Source organism: Actinomycetes bacterium, from assembly GCA_024222295.1.
Classification (GTDB): Bacteria; Actinomycetota; Acidimicrobiia; order Acidimicrobiales; family Microtrichaceae; genus JAAEPF01.
Map to the genome: position 1 here is coordinate 346,261 of JAAEPF010000002.1, position 19,989 is coordinate 366,249.

The window sequence follows — 19,989 nt, forward strand, 5'->3', positions numbered from 1 at the left end:
TTCCCGGGGTCGCCGGGCGACTCCGTATCCTCGTGATCGGTGGTGTCCACGCCTCAGTATCTTCCGTTTGTCGAGGGACCGTTCGTCGCGCGCATGGGAGTGCGCCCCCTCGATTCTGGACGATGGGTCGAACCGAGCCACATGCTCGCTGAGCGTGTTCTCCGCAAGCGTGAACTCATCGCCACGCGCCGTGACCAAGTGACGCAGGTGATCCATGACCCGGATGGGACCGTGGAGGATGCTTCGGCGGAACTGCGGGACCTGCTCACGGAACACCTCCTCGGCCACTCACCCGACCTCTTCCGGGAAATCGCAACGGTACCGGTCCGCCGTGTCGAGGTGGTGGAGGCTCACGTGGTCGATTTCGGTGACGGGTCACACCCGATCGAGCAGGCCGGCCTGCTGTGCGAGACCGACTGGTGCCTGTTGCTGCCCGACGGGTCGGGAGCGCTCGTGCTCGCCGCGGCGTCGGTCTGCTTCCCGACCCGCTGGGTGCTGGCGGACAAGCTGGGCAAGTCGGTGGCAGCGGTGCATGACCCTGTTTCGGCGTATGGCTCCCGGCTGGCCGGCCCGGTGGACCGGTTCATGGATCGGCTCGGCGTCGGACGACCGGCCTGGAGGCTCAACTGGAACCTGGTCGACCATCCGGATCTGTTCCAGCCCACTGCAGGAGATCCGCCCGAGCCACCGGTCACGGGAGCCGATGCCGGCGAGCGGGGCTGGCTACGCGTCGAGAGGCAGACGTTCGTGCGCCTGCCCCGCAGCCGGGCGGTGGTTTTTGGCATAGAGGTCCACATCGACCCGCTCGAGTCGATTCTCGGCGTGCCGGGTGCCGCGGCGCGGCTCCAGAGCGCACTGGCCAACCTGCCGGAGCGGACCGTCGCCGAGAAGGGGCTGGGCCGGATCATGGACCCGGTGGGCGCCTGGTTGTCTGCCCGGGAGGCCTGAGCCCCGTCAGAAGAGCTTCATCTGGGGGCGTTCTATGCCGCGAAGCGCGTCGTAGTCGACTTCCACCCACCGGATGCCTCGTGATTCCGCCAGCACCCGGGCCTGTGGCTTGACGACCTGGGCGGCGAACACGCCCTTGATGCCGCGGAGCATGGGGTCGCGCTCCAGGCGTTCGAGGTAGCGCGTCAACTGCTCCACGCCATCGATCTCGCCGCGTCGCTTGACCTCGACCGCGACCGCCGAACCCTCGGAGTCGCGGCACATCAGGTCAACCGGGCCGATGTCGGTCGGGTATTCACGCTTCACCAGTTCGAGTTCATCGCCGAGCGCGGTGGGGTCGGCGGCCAGGAGCTCCTGGAGGTGGGCTTCCACACCGTCCTTCACGAGTCCGGGATCGATGCCCACGTCGTGGCTCGTGTCGGAGAGGACCTCGTGCAATGTGATGGTGAGCGACTCCGACGCCGGGTTGGTCACGATCCAGCTGTCGCCGTCGTCAACCAGGGTGTTGGGCGCATTCATCCAGTTGAGCGGCTTGTACGCGCCACCGTCCGCGTGGATGGCGACGCAGCCATCGGCCTTGACCATGATCAGGCGCACAGCTTCGGGCAGGTGGGCTGCCAGGCGGCCGTCGTAGTCGACGGTGCATCGGGCGATCACGAGACGCATCGCCGATGACAGTAGGCCAGAATCGGGCGATGACCGATCAGCTGTACCTGCACGATGCCGAGGCGACCTCCTGCACGGCTGAGGTGGCCGCCGTCGAGGTGGATGGTGAGGGTCGCCCGCGCGTCGCGCTGGACCGAACCGTGATGTATGCGACCGGCGGCGGCCAGCCGCACGATGAAGGCACGATTTCGGGTCGGCGGGTCATCGACGTGGTGCATGATCCCGCGGATCACGATCTGATCTGGCACACGCTCGCAGAGGGGGAACGGGCACCGGCGGTGGGGGACGAGGTCGAGGTCGTGCTCGACACGCACCGTCGGCACTGCCTCATGCGCACGCACACCGCCATGCACATCCTGTGTGGGGTGATGTGGCGCGACCACGGTGTGGTCGTGACCGGCGGCAACATGGAGCCGCTCGCCGGGCGACTCGACTTCGAGTTCCCGGAGCCGCCCGACGGCTTCCGCGAGGACCTGGAGGCAGCACTCAACGACGAGGTCGCGGCGTGCCGCCCGATCAGCGTGTCGTTCCTGCCGAGGGGGGAGGCCCTTGCGGACGACAGCCTGATCCGGACCAAGGTCAACCTGGTCCCCGAGTCGGTCGCCGAGATCCGCGTGGTCGACATCGAGGGCCTCGACCGCCAGGCGGACGGCGGCACCCATGTGGGTGACACCTCGCAGGTGGGCGGGCTCAAGGTGGCCAAGGTGCAATCGAAGGGCAAGGGCTACCGACGCGTGCGCCTCGAGGTGCTGGACGGCCCGCCCGGCTGAGCGCGGCCAGCGCCGCCGCCCGGGTCCTCAGTCGACCTTGGCGCCGACCCTGGCGGTGGCCAGGGCGGGTATGCGCAACGAGAGGTCGTTGCACTCCTCGCACACGTGGTCGGGCACGAGACCGGCCTTCATCAGAAGCGCGAAGATCCGGCAGCCGAGGCAGAAACCGAACGCGGCTTCGAGGAAGGCGGCACCTGCAAGTGCCAGAACCACGACACGTGCGGCACCGGGGAAGCCGGTGAGCCAGAGAACCGAGGCCGACACGCTGAACACGACGCCAATGCCCTGGGCGAAGCGCTTCGGTGGCCCTGGAGTGTGCTTCGGCTCACCCAGCTGCGGTGCGGCCACCCGCGTGGCGAAGCGCCCCAATGGGCTGAGCGTGGGGCCGGTGAGGACGCGGGCGATGAAACCGTAGGTGAGCGGGATCAGCACCCAGCCCCATCCGAGCACGCCGACTGCCAGCGCCATGATCGTGGCGCCGGCGGCCACCACGCGGGCAGCTTTCTCGTTGACGGGACTCGGGAAGTCGAACAGTGAGCCTGCGGCCATGGGAACCAACCTATGTTGCTATTCCTGACCTATCAACTCGGGTTTATCGGGATTCATTCCCCGTGCCGAGCGGGAACCGCCCCAGTGGTCTGTCTCGGGTCGCCTTCAGCGCTCAGTATCGGGCCGCTTTCGGCACTCAGTCCCGGGCCGCTTTCAGCGCCTTCAGCGCCCGGGCCCGGGCCCCCGCATCCAGTTCCACCTTGCGCAGGCGGATCGACTCGGGCGTGACCTCCACGCACTCGTCGGAGGCCAGGAATTCGAGCGCCCGCTCCAGGGAGAACCGTGTTGCAGGGGTCAGCTTCTGGGTGTTGTCGGAACCCGCGGCACGCATGTTGGTGAGCTGCTTCTCGCGGGTGATGTTGACGTCCATGTCCTCCGAGCGGGAGTTCTCGCCCACGACCATGCCCTCGTACACGTCCTCGGTCGGCCCGACGAACAGCGTTGCGCGCTCCTGCACGGCCACCACGGAGTAGGGAGTCACCTTGCCCGCACGGTCGGCCACCACCGAGCCGCGGTCGCGTGAGCGGATCTCTCCGAACCACGGCGCCCAACCGTCGAACACCGAGTGCAGCATGCCCGTGCCCCGGGTCTCGGTCAGGAAGTCGGTGCGGAAACCGAGCAGGCCCCGGGCAGGCACCCGCTGGTCCACCCGTACCCAGCCGGTGCCGTGGTTGACCATGTTGGTCAGCTGGCCGCGCCTGGTCGCCAGCAGCTGACTCACGGCGCCCAGGTACTCCTCGGGCACGTCGATCGAAACCGCTTCCACCGGCTCGTGCAGCTTGCCGTCGATCTCGCGGGTCACCACCTGCGGCTTGCCGACGGTCAGCTCGAAGCCTTCGCGGCGCATCGTCTCCACGAGCACGGCGAGCTGCAACTCGCCGCGGGCGTGCACCTCCCAGGCATCGGGTCGCTCGGTGGGCAACACACGCAGGCTCACGTTGCCCACGAGCTCGTTGTCGAGTCGTCCCTTGATCAGCCGTGCCGTGAGCAACTTGCCGTCCTGGCCGGCCAACGGCGAGGTGTTGACGCCGATGGTCATTGCGAGGCTGGGCTCGTCGACCGACAGCACGGGCATAGGGCGTGGGTCGGCCATGTCGGCCAGCGTGTCGCCGATGCCGACCTCGTCGAGGCCGGCCACGGCGATGATTTCGCCCGGGCCCGCACTCTCGGCCTCCACACGCTCGTGGTTCTCCGTGACGTACAGCACCGCCACCTTGGCGGGTTGCTGGCGACCATCGGAGCGGCACCACATGACCTGGGCGCCGGAGCGCACTTCGCCATGCAGGACCCTGCAGAGGGCGAGTCGGCCGACGAAGTCGTTCGCGTCGAGGTTCGTGACCCATGCCTGCGTGGGGTGGTCGGGATCGTGGCGAGGTGCCGGGAGGTGCTCCACGAGCACCTCCAACAGCGGCGAGAGGTCGTCGTCGAGGTCTTCGAGGGACCTCGGTTCCTCGAGCGATGCGCGTCCGTCGCGTGCGCAGGCGTAGACGATCGGGAAGTCGATCTGGTCGATGTCGGCGTCGAGGTCGAGGAACAGCTCCTCCACCTCCGAGACAACCTCTGCGATCCGTGCGTCGGGCCGGTCGACCTTGTTGACCACCAGCACCACGGGCAGGCCCAGCTCGAGGCTCTTTCGCAGCACGAAGCGTGTCTGGGGCAGCGGACCCTCCGATGCGTCGACCAGGAGGAGCACGCCGTCGACCATGGTCAGTGCCCGCTCCACCTCGCCGCCGAAGTCGGCGTGCCCGGGCGTGTCGACGATGTTGACCTTCACCTGCTCGCCGCCGGCGCGGTCCCAGCGCACCGCGGTGTTCTTCGCGAGGATCGTGATGCCCTTTTCCCGCTCCAGGTCGAGGCTGTCCATCACCCGGTCGGTGTCGGTGCGACGACCCATCGCGCCCGACTGGTCGAGCATGGCGTCCACGAGCGTGGTCTTGCCATGGTCCACGTGGGCGATGATCGCCACGTTTCGGATGCCGTCGACAACGGTGCTGCCGGAGCCGATCGCGGGCGCCGGGCGCGTTGGTTCTGTGGAATCGTGAAGCTGTTCGGGCACGGCAGAAGAGGGGGGGTCGGGGGAGGGGCGGTGTGGTGAGCCGGCTGGCTCAGCCCCGGTGGCCGAGACGCTTGCGTATGAGTTCGCGCCTTGCCTGTAGATCACGGTACGTGACCGGGTCGTCCGACTCTTCATCCACGATCCCGAAGCCTGCTCGGATCGCGGCCGGATCGGCCTCGAACGCGGTCACCTCGACCCCCATCTCCGATGCGAGCTTCTCGCCGTGCGTGGTCGCCATGTAGGTCGACAGCCGCGCCATCTCGGCGACCAGGTCGAGGTCGGGCGCGAGCAACGAGATCGCTCCGTCGAGGAACACGAGGTTCTTCACGTAGAGCATCAGGATCTTCGGCAGCCTGGCGCCCATGGCCAGCAGTGCCTTGATGATCCGCTGGATCTCCGCCAGCAGCTCCTCCTGGCTCAGCGACGTGGGATCCACCGGGGCCTTGTCGAGGCCGAGCTCGCGCATCACGTCGTCGATGTCGGTATCGGCCGGTAGCGCACCGAGGTCGCGGAACGCCGCGATCTGCCCCGGAATGTCTCCCATCGCACCGGTGAGCATCAGGCGCATGAACGCGTTGCGCTCGAGGGGCGTCATGCGCGCCGTGATGCCGAAGTCCATGAGGGCGATGCGGCTGTCCGGAGTGACGAACAGGTTCCCCGCGTGCAGGTCGCCGTGGAAGATGCCGTGCACCATGCAGCCCTCGGTGAAGCCCATCACTCCGATGCGGATCACCTCGTGGGTGTCGACCCCCGCGGACTTCATCGACTCCAGATCCTCGAAGGCGAACCCGTGCAGCCGCTCCATCACGAGCACCCTGCGTGTCACGAGCTCGGGGTGCGGGCGGGCGACGATGTAGCCGCGCTGCCCCAACGCCGCGAACGTGGCAGCCACGTCGAGCATGTTCTCCGCCTCCAGCCGGAAGTCGAGCTCCTCGCTGATCGTCTCGGCGAACAGCTCCACGAGTGCGGGTGGGTTGGCCAGGGCGGAGATGGGGATGCGGCCCACAAGGAATGGCGCCAGCCACGACATCACCTTCAGGTCGCGGTGCACCTGTGTGCGGATGGTGGGCCTCTGCACCTTCACCACCACGTCCTCGCCAGTGTGCAGCTGTGCAGCGTGCACCTGGGCGATCGAGGCGGAGGCGAGCGGGAGGGTGTCGAACTCGGAGAACACCGCTTCGAGCGGCTGGCCGAGGTCAGCCTCGACGACCCTGCGCACCGTGTCGAAGTCCTCCGCCCGTACCTGGTCACGGCATTTGCGGAACTCCTCCACGAGCTCCGAAGGGAACAGGCCTTCGCCGCTGGAGATGATCTGGGCCAGCTTGATGTAGGTGGGGCCGAGGTGCTCGGCGGCGACCCGCAGCCGCCTGGAGAGCCCGGCGCGCGATCGCCCGGGGTCGCCACGTCGGTCGAGGGCGGCCCATGAGGCCAGCGCTGTGCCGAGGCGTGCCGACACCACGGCGAGTCGCCCGAGGTCAGGCAGCCTGCGCCGTCCGGTCAACAGGGGTACCTGGCGTCGCGTCGTGGCACGCAGTACGTCGATTCCCGACAGCCAGCGCAGGTTCTCTCGCTGCACGACCCAGGGTCCCTGCTCGGTGAACGCGAAGTGTTCGAGGTCGGGGCTGTCAGCCATGTGCTGTGCTCATCCTGGTTCCGCAGCTGCGTCGATCACGGCCTGGGCATGCTCGGGTCGGCACACGAGCAGGTCGGGCAGTCGCGTGTCGGCCTGGTTGTAGCGAAGCGGGCTGCCGTCGAGGCGCGAGCAGTGCAGGCCGGCTGCGCGTGCAACCGCCACCGGCGCTGCCGAGTCCCACTCGTACTGTCCGCCGGAATGCGGGTAGATGTCGGATTCCCCGCGCAGCACCGACATTGTCTTGGCACCGGCGGATCCCATCTCGACCAGTTCGGCGCCGAGGGCTTCTGCGATGGCCAGTGCTTCGGCGGGAGGGCGCGTGCGGCTGACCACGACCCGGAGCGGATCCGGCGCGTCGGGCACGCTGACCGGGTCCCCGGTGCCGAGGGTGAGGCCGAGCCCCGGGAGGGCCACCGCTCCGATGGTCGGATCCCCGTCGATCGCGAGTGCCACGTGCACGGCCCAGTCCGAGCGGCCCTCGCCGTACTCGCGGGTTCCGTCCACCGGGTCGATGATCCACACGCGCTTCGCGCCGAGTCGCCCGGAACTGCGCTCCTCGTCCTCGGTGGACTCTTCGGAGAGCACTGCGTCGTCGGGTCGCGCCGCTGCGAGCTGCTCGGTGAGCCACACATGGCTGCGGCGGTCACCCTCGTCCTTGATGGTCCCGCCGTCTGCCCCCTGGGCCACCAGTTCCTCGCGTACGTTCACCAACAGCTCGCCGGCCCGGGTGGCGAGGGTGGCCGCGAGCTCGTTGTCGTCGGTGGGGTAGTGCACCTGTTGACCATACGCTGAACCGACCGCGACCGAGACGCAGCAAATCCCGACTGGCTCGATCAGGAATTGGCTAGCTACCCTGTCCAATTCGCCTGTTCGGGCGGCAAGCGGAGTCGAGCGGACTTCCCACCAAGAGGGGCTCCGATGGAGCATGGGCACCGATGAACTACGAGCTATCACACCTCGAGACCCTCGAGGCTGAATCGATGCACGTCATCCGGGAGGTGGCGGCCGAGTTCGAGCGTCCCGTCATGCTGTTCAGCGGCGGCAAGGACTCGATCGTGATGATGCACCTGGCGATGAAGGCCTTCTGGCCGGCCAGGATGCCCTTTCCCCTGATGCACATCGACACCGGCCACAATTTCGACGAGGTCTACGAATACCGCGACCGGCGCGTCGAGGAGACCGGCGCCCGCCTCGTGGTGGCCTCCGTGCAGGAGTCCATCGACAGGGGCCGCGTGGTCGAGGAGACCGGGCCCAGGGCCAGCCGCAACCAGCTCCAGACCACGACGCTGCTGGACGCGATCGAAGAGAACGGTTTCGATGCTGCATTCGGAGGGGCGCGACGCGACGAGGAGCGAGCAAGAGCCAAGGAGCGCTTCTACTCCTTCCGCGACGAGTTCGGGCAGTGGGACCCCAAGAACCAGCGCCCCGAGTTATGGAGCCTCTACAACGGCCGCCACAACCGCGGCGAGCACATCCGGGTGTTCCCGCTGAGCAACTGGACCGAACTCGACATCTGGCAGTACATCGAGAACGAGAACATCGAGGTCCCGTCGATCTACTTCGCCCACGAGCGTGACGTGTTCCAGCGCGACGGCATGTGGTTGGCGGTCACGCAGTACGTCACGGTCGCCGACAACGAGTCCGTCGAGAGTCGCACGGTGCGGTTCCGCACAGTGGGCGACGCGAGCTGCACGGGAGCCGTCGAGTCCCCGGCTGCCGACGTGGCCGCCGTGATCGAGGAGGTCTCCGCCACCCGCATCACCGAGCGCGGTGCCACGAGGGCGGACGACCGGGCCTCTGAGGCGGCCATGGAAGACCGCAAGCGCGAGGGGTACTTCTGATGGAGCTGTTGCGATTCGCGACTGCGGGATCGGTCGACGACGGCAAGTCGACGCTCATCGGTCGGTTGCTCTACGACTCGAAGTCGATATTCGAGGACCAACTCGACGCGGTCGAGGATGTCAGCGAGCGCATGGGGCTCGGAGAGACCAACCTGGCCCTGCTCACCGACGGCCTGCGCGCGGAGCGCGAGCAAGGCATCACCATCGACGTTGCCTACCGTTACTTCGCCACGCCGAAACGCAAGTTCATCATCGCCGACACCCCGGGCCACATTCAGTACACCCGCAACATGGTCACCGGTGCGTCCACCGCCGACCTCGCGATCGTGCTGGTGGATGCCCGCAAGGGTGTGATCGAGCAGTCCCGCAGGCACGCCTTCATCGCCTCGCTGTTGCGCATCCCGCACCTGGTGCTGGCGGTCAACAAGATGGACCTCGTCGACTACAGCGAGGAGCGCTTCAGCGAGATCTGCGAGGAGTTCCGCCACTTTGCCTCGAAGCTCGACATCGCGGACCTCACCTACATCCCACTCTCGGCCCTGCGCGGCGACAACGTGGTGAACCGCTCGGTGAACACTCCCTGGTACGAGGGCACCTCTCTGCTGCACCATCTCGAGTCGGTGCACATCGCGTCCGACCGCAACCTCATCGATGCCCGACTGCCGGTGCAGTACGTGTTGCGGCCCCACACCGACGAGTTCCACGACTACCGCGGCTATGCGGGCACCATCGCCGGTGGCGTTCTGAAGCCCGGCGACGACGTAGTGGTGCTCCCGTCGGGGTTCACATCGAAGATCGCGCGTATCGACACCATGGACGGCCCGCTCGAGGAGGCGTTCTCTCCCATGTCGGTGTCAGTGCTGCTCGAAGACGACATCGACATCAGCCGCGGCGACATGATCTGCCGGCCGCACAACCAGCCCGTCGCGTCCCAGGACATCGCGGCGATGGTCTGCTGGCTGTCGGACTCCACCAAGCTCAATCCGGGCGCCAAGCTCGGGCTGAAGCACACCAGCCGCTCCGTGCGCGCAATGGTGAAGGACATGCAGTACCGGCTCGATGTCAACACCCTGCACCGTGACGACAGCGCCCCGGGGCTGGAGCTCAACGAGATCGGCAGGGTCACCCTGCGCACCACACAGCCGTTGTTCTTCGACGAGTACCGACGCAACCGCGAGACCGGGTCGTTCATCCTCATCGACGAAGCCACCAACGCAACCGTCGGTGCCGGGATGATCCTCGGCGAGCCGCAGTGACCCAGTCCGCCAGGGGTGACGCCGCGGGGACTTCCCCGGACGTGGTGTGGCACGCAGGCAGTGTTGACTCAGCGGACCGAGCCGCACTGACCGGTGGGCCGGGTGCGGTGCTCTGGCTCACCGGGCTCTCGGGTTCGGGCAAGTCGACCGTGGCTGTCGAGGTCGAGGCACGTCTGATCGCCCGTGGGCGCGCTGCCTACCTGCTCGATGGCGACAACGTCCGACACGGTCTCAACGGCGACCTCGGATTCAGTGAGGATGACCGCAACGAGAACATCCGGCGCGTGGCGGAGGTCGCAGCACTCTTTGCGGATGCGGGGCTCGTGGCGGTCGTGCCGCTCATCTCGCCCTACAGGTCAGCACGCGCGGCCGCACGCGCCACCGCGACGAGAGTCGGGGTGCGCTTCGTGGAGGTGTTCGTCGACACTCCGCTCGAGTTGTGCGAGCAGCGCGACCCGAAGGGCCTCTATGCCCGGGCCCGCTCGGGGGAGATCACAGGAATGACGGGCATCGACGATCCCTACGAACCGCCTGAATCAGCGGAGCTGGTGCTCACCCCCGACGACGGTGCGCCGGGCGAACAAGCTGAACTGGTGCTCACCGCCCTCGAAGGCGACTGAGTCGGTCGGGTCAGGAAGCCTTGGCGGCGGCAGTGGCTGCGGCCTGCTGGCGGAGCTTCACGGGAGGTGTGGTGTCGACCTCGCCGAACGGCTTGTCCGCGAGGTCGTAGCACTCCGAATGGAAGTGCTCGACACGGTCCCAGCGGCCACCCACGTACACATTGCAGATGACCTGCTTGTGGCGCATCTTGGCCTGGAACTTCACGCGCTCACCACAGTGGGCGCACTCAACCGTGCTGCCGGGTTCCACATCTCGCAGCACCGCGCGGCTCTTGAACTTCTTCGTCTTGGCAGGGGTCTTCTTCTTGGTGCTGGTTGCCATAGTTTCACCATCGGCATCTAGGGGGCGTGCCTGAGAATTCTCCCCCGACGGCCGCGCCCGGGTACATAGGGCAACATCCCAGTCTGAGCACGCGCTCATGGCCGCCGAGTCAGGCGGGAATACTCCCGGGGCCGCTACGCGGTTCCTAGCCGCGGGTGAGCGGCTTGTACTTGATGCGGTGTGGCTGTTCCGCCTCGGCGCCGAGCTCACGCCGGCGGAACTCCTCGTACTCGCTGAAGTTGCCCTCGAACCAGCGAACCTGTGAATCGCCCTCGAAAGCGAGCATGTGGGTGGCGATCCGGTCGAGGAACCAGCGGTCATGCGATATCACCACGGCACACCCGGGAAACGACTCGAGTGCGCCTTCGAGGGCTCGCAATGTGTCGACATCGAGGTCGTTGGTCGGCTCGTCGAGCAGCAGCACGTTGCCACCAGAGCGCAGCAGCTTTGCGAGGTGCACGCGATTGCGCTCGCCACCCGACAGGTCACCCACCTTCTTCTGCTGGTCGCTGCCCTTGAAGTTGAAGCTGGCGCAGTAGGCGCGACCGTTGACCTCGCGGCCACCGATGTCGAGGACCTCGTCGCCGTCGGTGATCTCCTCGTACACGGTGCGGGCGTCATCGAGCGAGTCCCTCGATTGGTCCACGTGGGCCAGGTCCACCGTGCTGCCCACGGCGAGATTGCCTCCGTCGGTGTCGGTGGAGTCGTCGGAATCGCCGGAGAAGGCGGCCACGATCATGCGGAACAGGGTCGTCTTGCCGGCGCCGTTGGGCCCGATCACGCCGACGATGCCCGCACGGGGAAGGCTGAAGGTGAGCTCGTCTATGAGCAGGCGGTCACCGAAGCCCTTGCTCAGGTGGTCGGCCTCGATCACCTGGTCGCCCAGCCGTGGTCCCGGCGGAATCGAGATCTGCAGCTCGCGGCCTTCGTCGCGGCCGGCCTCGGCCTCGGCCTGCAGCGATTCGTAGGCGGCAAGACGAGCCTTGGACTTGGCGTGGCGGGCCTTGGGCGCCATCCGGACCCAGTCGAGTTCGCGCTCGAGGGTCCGGCGGCGGGCATCGCTTTGCTTCTCGGCCTGCTCGAGCCGGTCGCGCTTCTGCTCCAACCAGCCGGAGTAGTTCCCCTCAAAGGGGATTCCCTTGCCGTGGTCGAGCTCCAGGATCCACTGCGCCACGTTGTCGAGGAAGTAGCGATCATGTGTGATCGCGACAACGGTGCCGTGGTACTCGGACAGGAACCGCTCCAGCCACGCCACCGACTCGGCGTCGAGGTGGTTGGTGGGCTCATCCAGCAACAGCAGGTCGGGCTTGGACAACAACAGTCGGCACAGCGCGACTCGGCGCCGCTCGCCACCCGACAGCGACGTCGTGTCAGCGTCGGCGGGTGGGAGGCGCAACGCGTCCATCGCGATGTCGATGGTGCGCTTGAGGTCCCAGCCGCCGGCCGACTCGATCTCCGCTTCGAGTTCGGCCTGGCGGGCACCCAGCTTCTCGTAGTCGGCGTCGGGGTCCGACCACTTGGCCATGAGGTCGTCGTACTCCGTGAGGAGCCCGGCTACGCCTGCAACGCCGTCCATCACGTTGCCGAGCACGTCCTTGGACTCGTCCAGCTGCGGCTCCTGCTCGAGCAGGCCCACGGTGAACCCGTCTGTCAGCTTCGCCTCGCCGTCATAGGCATCGTCGATTCCGGCCATGACCCTCAGCAGACTCGACTTGCCCGAGCCGTTGGGGCCGATCACCCCGATCTTTGCTCCCGGGTAGAACGCAAGGGTGATGTCCTTCAGGACCTCCCGGTCGGGAGGGATGAACTTCGAAACCTTGCGCATCGTGAAGATGAACTGCGCTGCCATGGCGCCCGATCATATGAGGCCTTCGCCCACCGGGGAACACAGGGTCCGCCACAGCACCCACGCGGCCACGGGGTCGCCTGGCAGCGGGCCCGGACGCGCAGGAGGTCGGTCGCCCCGAGGGTGCGACCGACCTCCTGTGTGACCAGTTGGCTGCTCAGCGGCGCTTCGCTGCCTTCTTCTTGGCGGGCGCCTTCTTCTTGGCGGGCGCCTTCTTCTTGCGCGCGGGTGCCTTCTTCTTGGCGGGCGCCTTCTTCTTGCGCGCGGGTGCCTTCTTCTTCTTTGCGGGCGCCTTCTTCTTGCGCGCGGGTGCCTTCTTCTTTGCTGGCGCCTTCTTCTTGCGCGCGGGCGCCTGCTTCTTCGCGGGCGCCTTCTTCGTTGCGGGCGCCTTCTTCTTGCGCGCAGGTGCCTTCTTCTTTGCGGGCGCCTTGCGCTTGGCGGGTGCTTTCTTCTTTGCTGCCACTGATGCCTCCTCGGCGGGCTTCATGGTTGTTTTGGTTCCCGGTTCCTGGTCACCGTCATCCCCAGTGGACGGAGGACCATCACGGTATCGGGAATCAGCGTCACTGGCTCCCGATAGTGCAAGAACGATGCCTCGGCGAGGCGGGTCGTACTCCTGCACGATGAAGGGGCGAACCTCTCCGAGCGCGAGCACGTCGCGCGCGCTTCGCGGGGGAGGGTCACCCATCGACTTGAGTGGCACGTAGCAACGAACGTCATCGACGTTGGCGTACGCGCCGTGCGATGTGAACTCGACCACCTCGGCGACGACCTGCGCGCCTGGTTGGTGGTCGGTGATGAACGCGAGGAATTCCTTCGGATCGTTGATCGGATCGAGGGAGCCGCCGCCGCGCCGCCTGCGCTTGCGTTGGTTCTTCGGCTCGCCGGCCGAACGCCTGGCCGGGGCATTGGCCTTCTTCGCGGGTGTCTTGGCCTTGGGCTTGGTGGCCGACTTCCCGGCCGACTTCGGGGCCTTCTTCTTCGCAGTCTTGGCCGAGCCCGCCTTCTTCGCCGGGGCCTTGGCCTTGCGCTTGGCTTCGGCGGTGGACCGACGGCTCTTGGCACCCTTGACCGGGTTGCGGTCCACGAAGACCCAGCCCACACCGGGCACCGGCTTTCCGCCCTGCAGGCGCCCGCCTTCGAACAACCACGGATGCTCGCCATGGAACTCCTGGAAGGAGTCATTGGACAACACCGTGGCGCCGCTGCGCTCCGCGATCATCAGCACGAAGGCATCGCCCCGCCCGACTGTTCCCGCGGGCGGTGTGATGATCTCACCGGCCTCGATCGCCGCTTCGAACTCGGGTCGCTCGGACTGGTCGATCCTGTTGGGGAACGTCGCGTCGACCACGACTACGACGTTGTCGAAGGGGTGTTCTCCGAGGAAGGCCTTCACCGCGTCGTCCAACTGCGCGAGCGACGGATCGCTGCGGCCCTCGGTCGCGATATTTGACCCGTCGATCACCAGATGCGATTCGGCCATGACGTGATCAAGTGAAGCAGCAAACGCGCACACTTTCGCGGACATTGGTGCCACCTAGGATGCGCGGATGATCCGCGCGGTGCTGTTCGACTTCGGTGGAGTGATCCTCACGAGCCCCTTCGACGCGTTCGCGTCCTATGAGAAGCGAGCCGGATTGCCCGACGACACGATCCGATCGATCAACGCAACCAACCCCGATGCCAACGCGTGGGCGCGGCTCGAACGCTCCGAGGTCGACCTCGATGAGTTCGTCACGGAGTTCGAACGTGAGGCCGCCGAGCTCGGCCACGTGGTGTCGGGAGCGGAGGTGCTCGAATGCCTCAGGGGGGAGCTACGGCCCGAGATGGTCGAGGCGATCCGCAGGCTGCGTGACAGATTCGCCATCGGGCTGCTCACCAACAACTTCATCACCGGTTCGCCCGACTGGTCGGCGGGTGGCAGCTTCGCTCCGCTCGTCGACCTGTTCGACGCCGTGGTGGAGTCATCGAGGGTCGGCTGCCGCAAGCCCGAGCGGCGCTTCTACGAACTGGCCCTCGAAGAGCTCGACATTGCCGCCGAGGAAGCCGTCTTTCTCGATGACCTCGGCATCAACCTGAAGCCTGCACGCGAGATGGGCATGACCACCATCAAGGTCGTCGACCCAGCCCTGGCCCTCGACGAGCTCGAATCCGTGGTCGGCATCCCCCTGCGCTGACCAGCGCGCCGGCTCAGCCCAGTGGGCCGAAGGCTGCGCGCAGAAGCTGCTGCTGCTCCTGCACGTGGATGGCGTGGCTGCCCGTCGCCGGTGAGCCCTCCTCCGAGCGGCTCACGCGGTGTATGGAGCGGCCATGGGCGAGTTCCTCGTAGAGGTGGCCCTTGATCGAGTTCCACGGGCCCATGTTCTCCGGCTCCTCCTGGAGCCACACGATCTCGCGCAGGTTGGGGTAGCGACCCACCTCGGCCGCGAGCGCATCGCTCGGCCACGGGTAGAGCTGCTCGACACGGATGACCGGAACCGGCACCTTGAGCTCATCGCGCATCGTGGCCGCTTCCACCACGACCTTGCCCGAGCCGAGCACCGCACGGGTGACCATCTCGGGGTTCGAGATCGAGCCGTCGGAGAGGACCTCTTCGAACGATCCGCTCGTGAATCGCTCAACCGGGGAGCGCCAGCGCTTGTCGCGCAGGCCCGACTTGGGCGTGGCAACGATCAGTGGCTTGCGTACGGAGCGGCGCACCTGGCGGCGAATCAGATGGAAGAACTGCGCCGGGGTGGTCGGCTGGCAGACCTGGATGTTGTCTTCGGCGCACAGCGTGAGAAAGCGCTCGAGGCGCGCCGAGGAGTGCTCGGGCCCCTGTCCTTCGTAGCCGTGGGGGAGCAGCATCACGAGCCCGGATGTCTGGTCCCACTTGTCCTCGGCGGCCACGACGAACTGGTCGATCGTGATCTGTGCGCCGTTGGCGAAGTCGCCGAACTGTGCCTCCCACACCACCAGCGCCTCGTCGTTGACCAGTGTGTAGCCGTACTCGAAGCCGAGTGCCGCGTACTCGGACAGCAGCGAGTCGTAGATCCAGAGCTTGGCCCCGTGCTCATCGGCGAGCCGACCGAGGGGTACGTGCTCGGCGCCGCTGACGTAGTCGAACAACGTCGAGTGGCGGTGTGAGAACGTGCCCCGCCGCGAATCCTGGCCGGCCACGCGCACGGACGTGCCTTCGGAGAGAAGCGTGCCCATCGCCAGGCCCTCGGCCAGCGCCCAATCGATCTGGCCGCTTTCGACCATGGCCGTGCGGTTCTCGAACTGCCTGGCCAGCTTCGGGTGCAGCGTGAACTCGTCCGGCAGACGGTCGAGCGCCTCGTGCACGGTGGTGAGCAGTTCCGGGCTCACGCCGGTTTCGACGTGGGGAAGCACGCCGCGGCTGGGCGGGTGCGGTGCGGCCACGATGCCCTGGTCGGGAGCGTCGCTGCGGGTCTGGTCCAGTGCGGTCTGCAGCTGGTTCTGGAAGTCGGCGAGCGCGGACTCTGCCTCGTCGAGGGTGATGTCGCCCCGCCGAACGAGGTTCTCCACGTAGAGCTTTCGCACGCTGCGCAGGTCCTCGATCGTGCGGTACATCTTCGGCTGGGTGTAGCTCGGATCGTCGCCCTCGTTGTGGCCCTGCTTGCGGTAGCAGACCATGTCGATCACGACGTCCTTGTGGAACCGCTGGCGGTACTCGAAGGCCAGCCGTGCGACCCGTACGCACGCCTCGGGGTCGTTGCCGTTGACATGGAAGATCGGGGCCTGCACCGACTTGGCGATGTCGGTGCAGTACTCCGAGGACCGTGCCGACTCAGGGGGAGTGGTGAAACCGAGCTGGTTGTTGACGATCACATGGACGGTGCCGCCGACGCGGTAGCCCTTGATCTGGCTCATGGCGAGGGTCTCCGCAACCACGCCCTGGCCCGCGAAGGCGGCGTCGCCGTGCATCAGCAATGGCAGTACCGGGTAGGCACGGTTGTCGTCGATGGGGATCTGGTCCATGCGGGCGCGGGCCATGCCCTCGACGACGGGGTTCACGGCTTCGAGGTGCGATGGGTTGGCGGCGAGCTTGATGGGCAACTCGTTGCCCTCGCGTGAGCGGAACGTGCCTTCCTGGCCCAGGTGGTACTTCACGTCACCCGAACCCTGGATCGAGTCGGGGTCGACGTAGTCCTCGAACTCCTTGAACAGTGCGCGGTATGCCTTGCCGATCACGTTGACCAGGACGTTGAGTCGCCCGCGGTGGGGCATGCCGACGATTGCACTGTCGAGCCCCGAGTCGGCGGCACTCTCGAGCAGGGCGTCGAGCAACGGCACGAGCGACTCCGCGCCCTCGAGGCCGAAGCGCTTCTGGCCCAGGTACTTCGTTCCGAGGAACTTCTCGAGCGCCTCAGTGCCGTTGAGCTTCGACAGGATGTGGCGCTGCTCCTCGTTTCCGAGCTTGACCGATGTTCCCTCGACGTGCTCCTGGATCCACCGTTTCTCCTCGGGGTCCTGTATGTGCATGTACTCGATGCCCACGGTGCGGCAGTACGCGTCTCGCAGCACGTGCAGGATGTCGCCGAGGGCCATGCGGTCCGTGCCGCCAACACGGGCGTAGATGCCCTGCTCGCCGCCGGTGAGGAACCGCCGGTCGAGGTCCCAGATGGTCAGTCCGTAGGTGGCCGGGTCGAGCTCGGAGTGCATCTCCGGGGGCTCGGCGGCAAGCGGATCGAGGTCGGCGATGAGGTGCCCGCGCACCCGGTACATGTTGATGAGCGTGGACACCTGCATCTGCTTGGCGACCTGGGTGTCCTCGCTGTCTGCGGAGTGGACGTCCTGGCGCCACTGCACTGCCTCGTAGGGCACGCCGAGGTCGCTGAAGATGCCGTCGTAGAAGCCGTCGTCCCCGAGGAGGAGTTCGTCGACCTTCTTGAGCAGCATTCCCGACTCGGCACCCTGGATGATGCGGTGGTCATAGGTCGAGGAGATCGTGATGACCTTCGACACGCCCAGGTCGGCGAGCGTCTCGGGGTCGGAGCCGGCGAAGCCAGTCGGGAAGGTGAGGCTGCCCACGCCCACGATCGCACCTTGGCCCGGCATCAGGCGTGGCACCGAGCGCTCGGTGCCAATCGTGCCGGGATTGGTGAGCGTGATCGTGACGCCCGCGAAGTCGTCGACCGACAGCTTGTTGGTCTTGGCCTTGCGGATCATCTCGTCGTAGGCGGCGGCGAACTCGGCGAAGTCCATCGTGTCGGCTGCCTTGATGCACGGCACGATGAGCGACCGGGAGCCATCTGACTTCTCCATGTCGATGGCAAGGCCGAGGCCGACGTGTTCGTTGCGAATGATCCGCGGTTCACCATCCGGGCCCTCGGTGAAGGAGTTGTTGAGAGCCGGCACGTTGTGGGCGATCGCCTTGACCAACGCGTAGCCGATCAGGTGGGTGAAGCTCACCTTGCCGCCGCGTGTGCGGCCCAGGTAGCCGTTGATGACCCGCCGGTTGATCTCGAGCAGCTTGGCGGGCACCTCGCGGTAGCTGGTCGCAGTGGGCACCTCGAGGCTCGCCTGCATGTTGGCGACGATGCGCGCCCCGACGCCGCGGATCTGTTCGCCCGGCGGCTCGGGGGGCGCTTCCTCGGCCTCGGGTTCGGGTGCAGGCTGGGCGGTCGGCGCCGTGGTCGCTCCACCGTTGGTGGAGGGAACTTCGGCGCGAGGCCGCCCCGGCGGGTGGTAGCCGGCGAAGAATTCGCGCCAGGCCTCGCTCACCGAGTTGGGGTCGGCCGAGTACTGCTCGAACATCTCCTCCACGAGCCAGGCGTTGGGGCCGAGCTGGCCGGCGGCCGTCTGGCCGGACTGCCCGGATGCCGTGGGGGAACTGGTGCCGGCGGTGTCTGTCACGCCTCGATCCTACCGGCGCGGACACCTGGGGGGCACCGGCCGGTGATGCGGGAATCACCAGCTGCGACTGCCGCTATTGTCCGCGCGGTGCTGATTGCCACCTGGAACGTCAACTCGCTCAACGCACGGATGCCGCGGGTTACCGAATGGCTGGAGGCGGTCGAACCCGATGTGCTGTGCCTGCAGGAGACCAAGCTGGCCGATGACAAGTTCCCCGCGATCGACTTCGCGGCTCTGGGCTACGAGTCGGTGCACAACGGCGAGGGACGGTGGAACGGCGTGGCAGTGCTGTCGAAGGTGGGCATCGAGGATGTGGTCGCGGGCTTTGATGATGACCGCGAACCGGATCCCGATGCGCGGGCGCTCTGGGCGACGTGCGGGGGCGTTCGTGTGTGCTCGGTGTACGTGCCCAACGGTCGAGAGCTCGATCACGACCACTACCGCTACAAGCTCGACTGGTTGGGCCGACTGCGCGACCACCTCGACCGCCACCATTCGCCCGACGAGCGTCTCGTGGTGCTCGGCGACTGGAACATCGCCCCGGCCGACGACGACGTGTGGAGCATTGATGCCTTCGAGGGCCACACCCACGTGAGTGCGCCAGAGCGTGATGCGTTGGCGAATGTGAAGCAGTGGGGACTGGTGGACACACTCCGGGACCGGTTCGCGGAGCCCGGCATCTTCAGCTATTGGGACTACCGCAACGGCGACTTCCACAAGAAGCGCGGAATGCGCATCGACTACCTGCTCTGCAGTGAGGCCCTCGCATCCACGAGCCGGGCCGACCTGATCGACCGCAATGCCCGAAAGGGCCAGAAGCCATCGGATCACGCACCGGTGATGGGCCTGTTCGAGACCTGAGGTGAGCGCCATGCAAGACCACGAAGAGAACCCCCGCAGCGTCCGCGTCGACGGAATCGCCGGGCTGGCAGCGACCCCCGAACGCGTCGAGTTGCGCCGGCTGGCCGCCGCCATGCGCGCGATCACGACCAGACTCGTCTCCACCACGGCCGAGCCTGACGAACTCGCCGACGCGGCCACCCAGCTGGAGGCGATCGCCGAGTCGCTTTCGCAATTGCCGGTCGGGCATACCTACGAGGGCTTCAGCGAGGCTGCCAACGCAGGTGCCGCGATGCGGGCCATGGCGCAGATGCGCGACGAAGACGACCCCGAGCGGTTCGGCTTCTTTGACCACAGTCCGCTCATCGGGCTGTCCAACCCGCTGTCTCCGCCCATGATCATGGACCACGATCCGGCCGACTCGACCATGCTGCGCGCGTCGGTCAACTTCGGCCCGGCCTACGAAGGGCCGCCAGGTTGTGTGCACGGCGGCTACGTGGCAGCGATCTTCGACGAGTTGCTGGGTGCCACCCAGTCGTTGTCGGGCATCCAGGGCATGACGGCCCACCTCGAGATCGACTACCGCAGCCCCACCCCACTGGGTGAGGACCTCAGACTGCGCGGTTGGCTGGACGGTACCGAAGGGCGCAAGATCTGGGCGCGGGCCACACTGCACGCCGGCGACCGGCTGTGTGCGGAGGCAATGGCGCTGTTTCTCGCGTTCAGGCCCGGCACGTTCGAAGAGATGCTGCAAGCCCGCGACGGCTGAGCCGGCGGGCGAGG

17 protein-coding genes are annotated in these 19,989 nt (G+C 67.0%); 8 read left to right on the top strand and 9 right to left on the bottom strand.

Annotation, left to right across the window (positions count from 1 at the left end):
* Positions 1–93: 93 nt before the first annotated feature.
* A complete protein-coding gene (locus GY812_01615; protein MCP4434183.1) occupies positions 94–948 on the top strand; it encodes a DUF3445 domain-containing protein in 855 nt (284 codons plus the stop codon).
* Between the two features lie 6 nt (positions 949–954).
* Here GY812_01615 and nucS read toward each other — a convergent pair whose 3' ends face one another.
* Complete coding sequence (gene nucS, locus GY812_01620) at positions 955–1,614, bottom strand: endonuclease NucS (GenBank protein ID MCP4434184.1); 660 nt, start codon at positions 1,612–1,614, stop codon at positions 955–957.
* Positions 1,615–1,643: 29 nt separating this feature from the next.
* Here nucS and GY812_01625 point away from each other — a divergent pair, with 29 nt between their 5' ends.
* Positions 1,644–2,384: an alanyl-tRNA editing protein gene (locus GY812_01625; protein MCP4434185.1), complete on the top strand. Its 741-nt coding sequence runs from the start codon at positions 1,644–1,646 to the stop codon at positions 2,382–2,384.
* 27 nt (positions 2,385–2,411) lie between these two features.
* Here GY812_01625 and GY812_01630 read toward each other — a convergent pair whose 3' ends face one another.
* The 4 genes from GY812_01630 to GY812_01645 all read right to left on the bottom strand — a co-directional run bounded on the left by GY812_01630 (position 2,412) and on the right by GY812_01645 (position 7,549).
* A complete protein-coding gene (locus tag GY812_01630; GenBank protein MCP4434186.1) occupies positions 2,412–2,933 on the bottom strand; it encodes a DUF4395 domain-containing protein in 522 nt (173 codons plus the stop codon).
* A gap of 136 nt (positions 2,934–3,069) precedes the next feature.
* Positions 3,070–5,124: a translational GTPase TypA gene (gene typA, locus GY812_01635; protein ID MCP4434187.1), complete on the bottom strand. Its 2,055-nt coding sequence runs from the start codon at positions 5,122–5,124 to the stop codon at positions 3,070–3,072.
* Positions 5,039–6,622: an AarF/ABC1/UbiB kinase family protein gene (locus GY812_01640; protein ID MCP4434188.1), complete on the bottom strand. Its 1,584-nt coding sequence runs from the start codon at positions 6,620–6,622 to the stop codon at positions 5,039–5,041. The genes typA and GY812_01640 overlap by 86 nt, the downstream gene beginning before the upstream one ends.
* Before the next feature lie 9 nt (positions 6,623–6,631).
* Complete coding sequence (locus GY812_01645) at positions 6,632–7,549, bottom strand: 3'(2'),5'-bisphosphate nucleotidase CysQ (protein MCP4434189.1); 918 nt, start codon at positions 7,547–7,549, stop codon at positions 6,632–6,634.
* Positions 7,550–7,557: 8 nt separating this feature from the next.
* On the opposite strand from GY812_01645, the gene cysD reads away from it, so the two are divergent.
* Genes cysD through cysC form a run of 3 tightly spaced genes read left to right on the top strand, consistent with a single transcriptional unit; the run spans position 7,558 to position 10,339 of the window.
* Positions 7,558–8,463 (top strand): sulfate adenylyltransferase subunit CysD, encoded by a 906-nt coding sequence (cysD, locus tag GY812_01650; protein ID MCP4434190.1) that lies wholly within the window; start codon positions 7,558–7,560, stop codon positions 8,461–8,463.
* A complete protein-coding gene (cysN, locus tag GY812_01655) occupies positions 8,463–9,719 on the top strand; it encodes a sulfate adenylyltransferase subunit CysN (protein MCP4434191.1) in 1,257 nt (418 codons plus the stop codon). The genes cysD and cysN overlap by 1 nt, the downstream gene beginning before the upstream one ends.
* Positions 9,716–10,339, top strand: coding sequence for an adenylyl-sulfate kinase (gene cysC / locus GY812_01660; GenBank protein ID MCP4434192.1), 624 nt, complete (start codon positions 9,716–9,718; stop codon positions 10,337–10,339). The genes cysN and cysC overlap by 4 nt, the downstream gene beginning before the upstream one ends.
* A 10-nt stretch (positions 10,340–10,349) precedes the next feature.
* Here cysC and GY812_01665 read toward each other — a convergent pair whose 3' ends face one another.
* The 3 genes from GY812_01665 to GY812_01675 all read right to left on the bottom strand — a co-directional run bounded on the left by GY812_01665 (position 10,350) and on the right by GY812_01675 (position 13,990).
* The gene (locus tag GY812_01665; GenBank protein MCP4434193.1) at positions 10,350–10,661 is read right to left on the bottom strand and encodes a hypothetical protein; all 312 of its coding nucleotides are present in this window, start codon (positions 10,659–10,661) and stop codon (positions 10,350–10,352) included.
* Between the two features lie 145 nt (positions 10,662–10,806).
* Positions 10,807–12,510, bottom strand: a complete 1,704-nt coding sequence (gene ettA / locus GY812_01670) for an energy-dependent translational throttle protein EttA (GenBank protein ID MCP4434194.1) — start codon at positions 12,508–12,510, stop codon at positions 10,807–10,809.
* Positions 12,511–12,664: 154 nt separating this feature from the next.
* The gene (locus GY812_01675) at positions 12,665–13,990 is read right to left on the bottom strand and encodes a hypothetical protein (protein MCP4434195.1); all 1,326 of its coding nucleotides are present in this window, start codon (positions 13,988–13,990) and stop codon (positions 12,665–12,667) included.
* Positions 13,991–14,057: 67 nt separating this feature from the next.
* On the opposite strand from GY812_01675, the gene GY812_01680 reads away from it, so the two are divergent.
* Positions 14,058–14,684: an HAD-IA family hydrolase gene (locus GY812_01680; protein ID MCP4434196.1), complete on the top strand. Its 627-nt coding sequence runs from the start codon at positions 14,058–14,060 to the stop codon at positions 14,682–14,684.
* 13 nt (positions 14,685–14,697) lie between these two features.
* On the opposite strand, the gene GY812_01685 is transcribed toward GY812_01680, so the two are convergent.
* Positions 14,698–18,267 (bottom strand): multifunctional oxoglutarate decarboxylase/oxoglutarate dehydrogenase thiamine pyrophosphate-binding subunit/dihydrolipoyllysine-residue succinyltransferase subunit, encoded by a 3,570-nt coding sequence (locus GY812_01685; GenBank protein MCP4434197.1) that lies wholly within the window; start codon positions 18,265–18,267, stop codon positions 14,698–14,700.
* A gap of 186 nt (positions 18,268–18,453) precedes the next feature.
* Here GY812_01685 and xth point away from each other — a divergent pair, with 186 nt between their 5' ends.
* Both xth and GY812_01695 read left to right on the top strand, forming a co-directional pair.
* The gene (xth, locus tag GY812_01690; protein ID MCP4434198.1) at positions 18,454–19,227 is read left to right on the top strand and encodes an exodeoxyribonuclease III; all 774 of its coding nucleotides are present in this window, start codon (positions 18,454–18,456) and stop codon (positions 19,225–19,227) included.
* Between the two features lie 10 nt (positions 19,228–19,237).
* Positions 19,238–19,975 carry a PaaI family thioesterase gene (locus tag GY812_01695; protein ID MCP4434199.1) on the top strand — a complete coding sequence of 246 codons (738 nt, stop codon included), beginning with the start codon at positions 19,238–19,240 and terminating at the stop codon, positions 19,973–19,975.
* Positions 19,976–19,989: the final 14 nt, after the last annotated feature.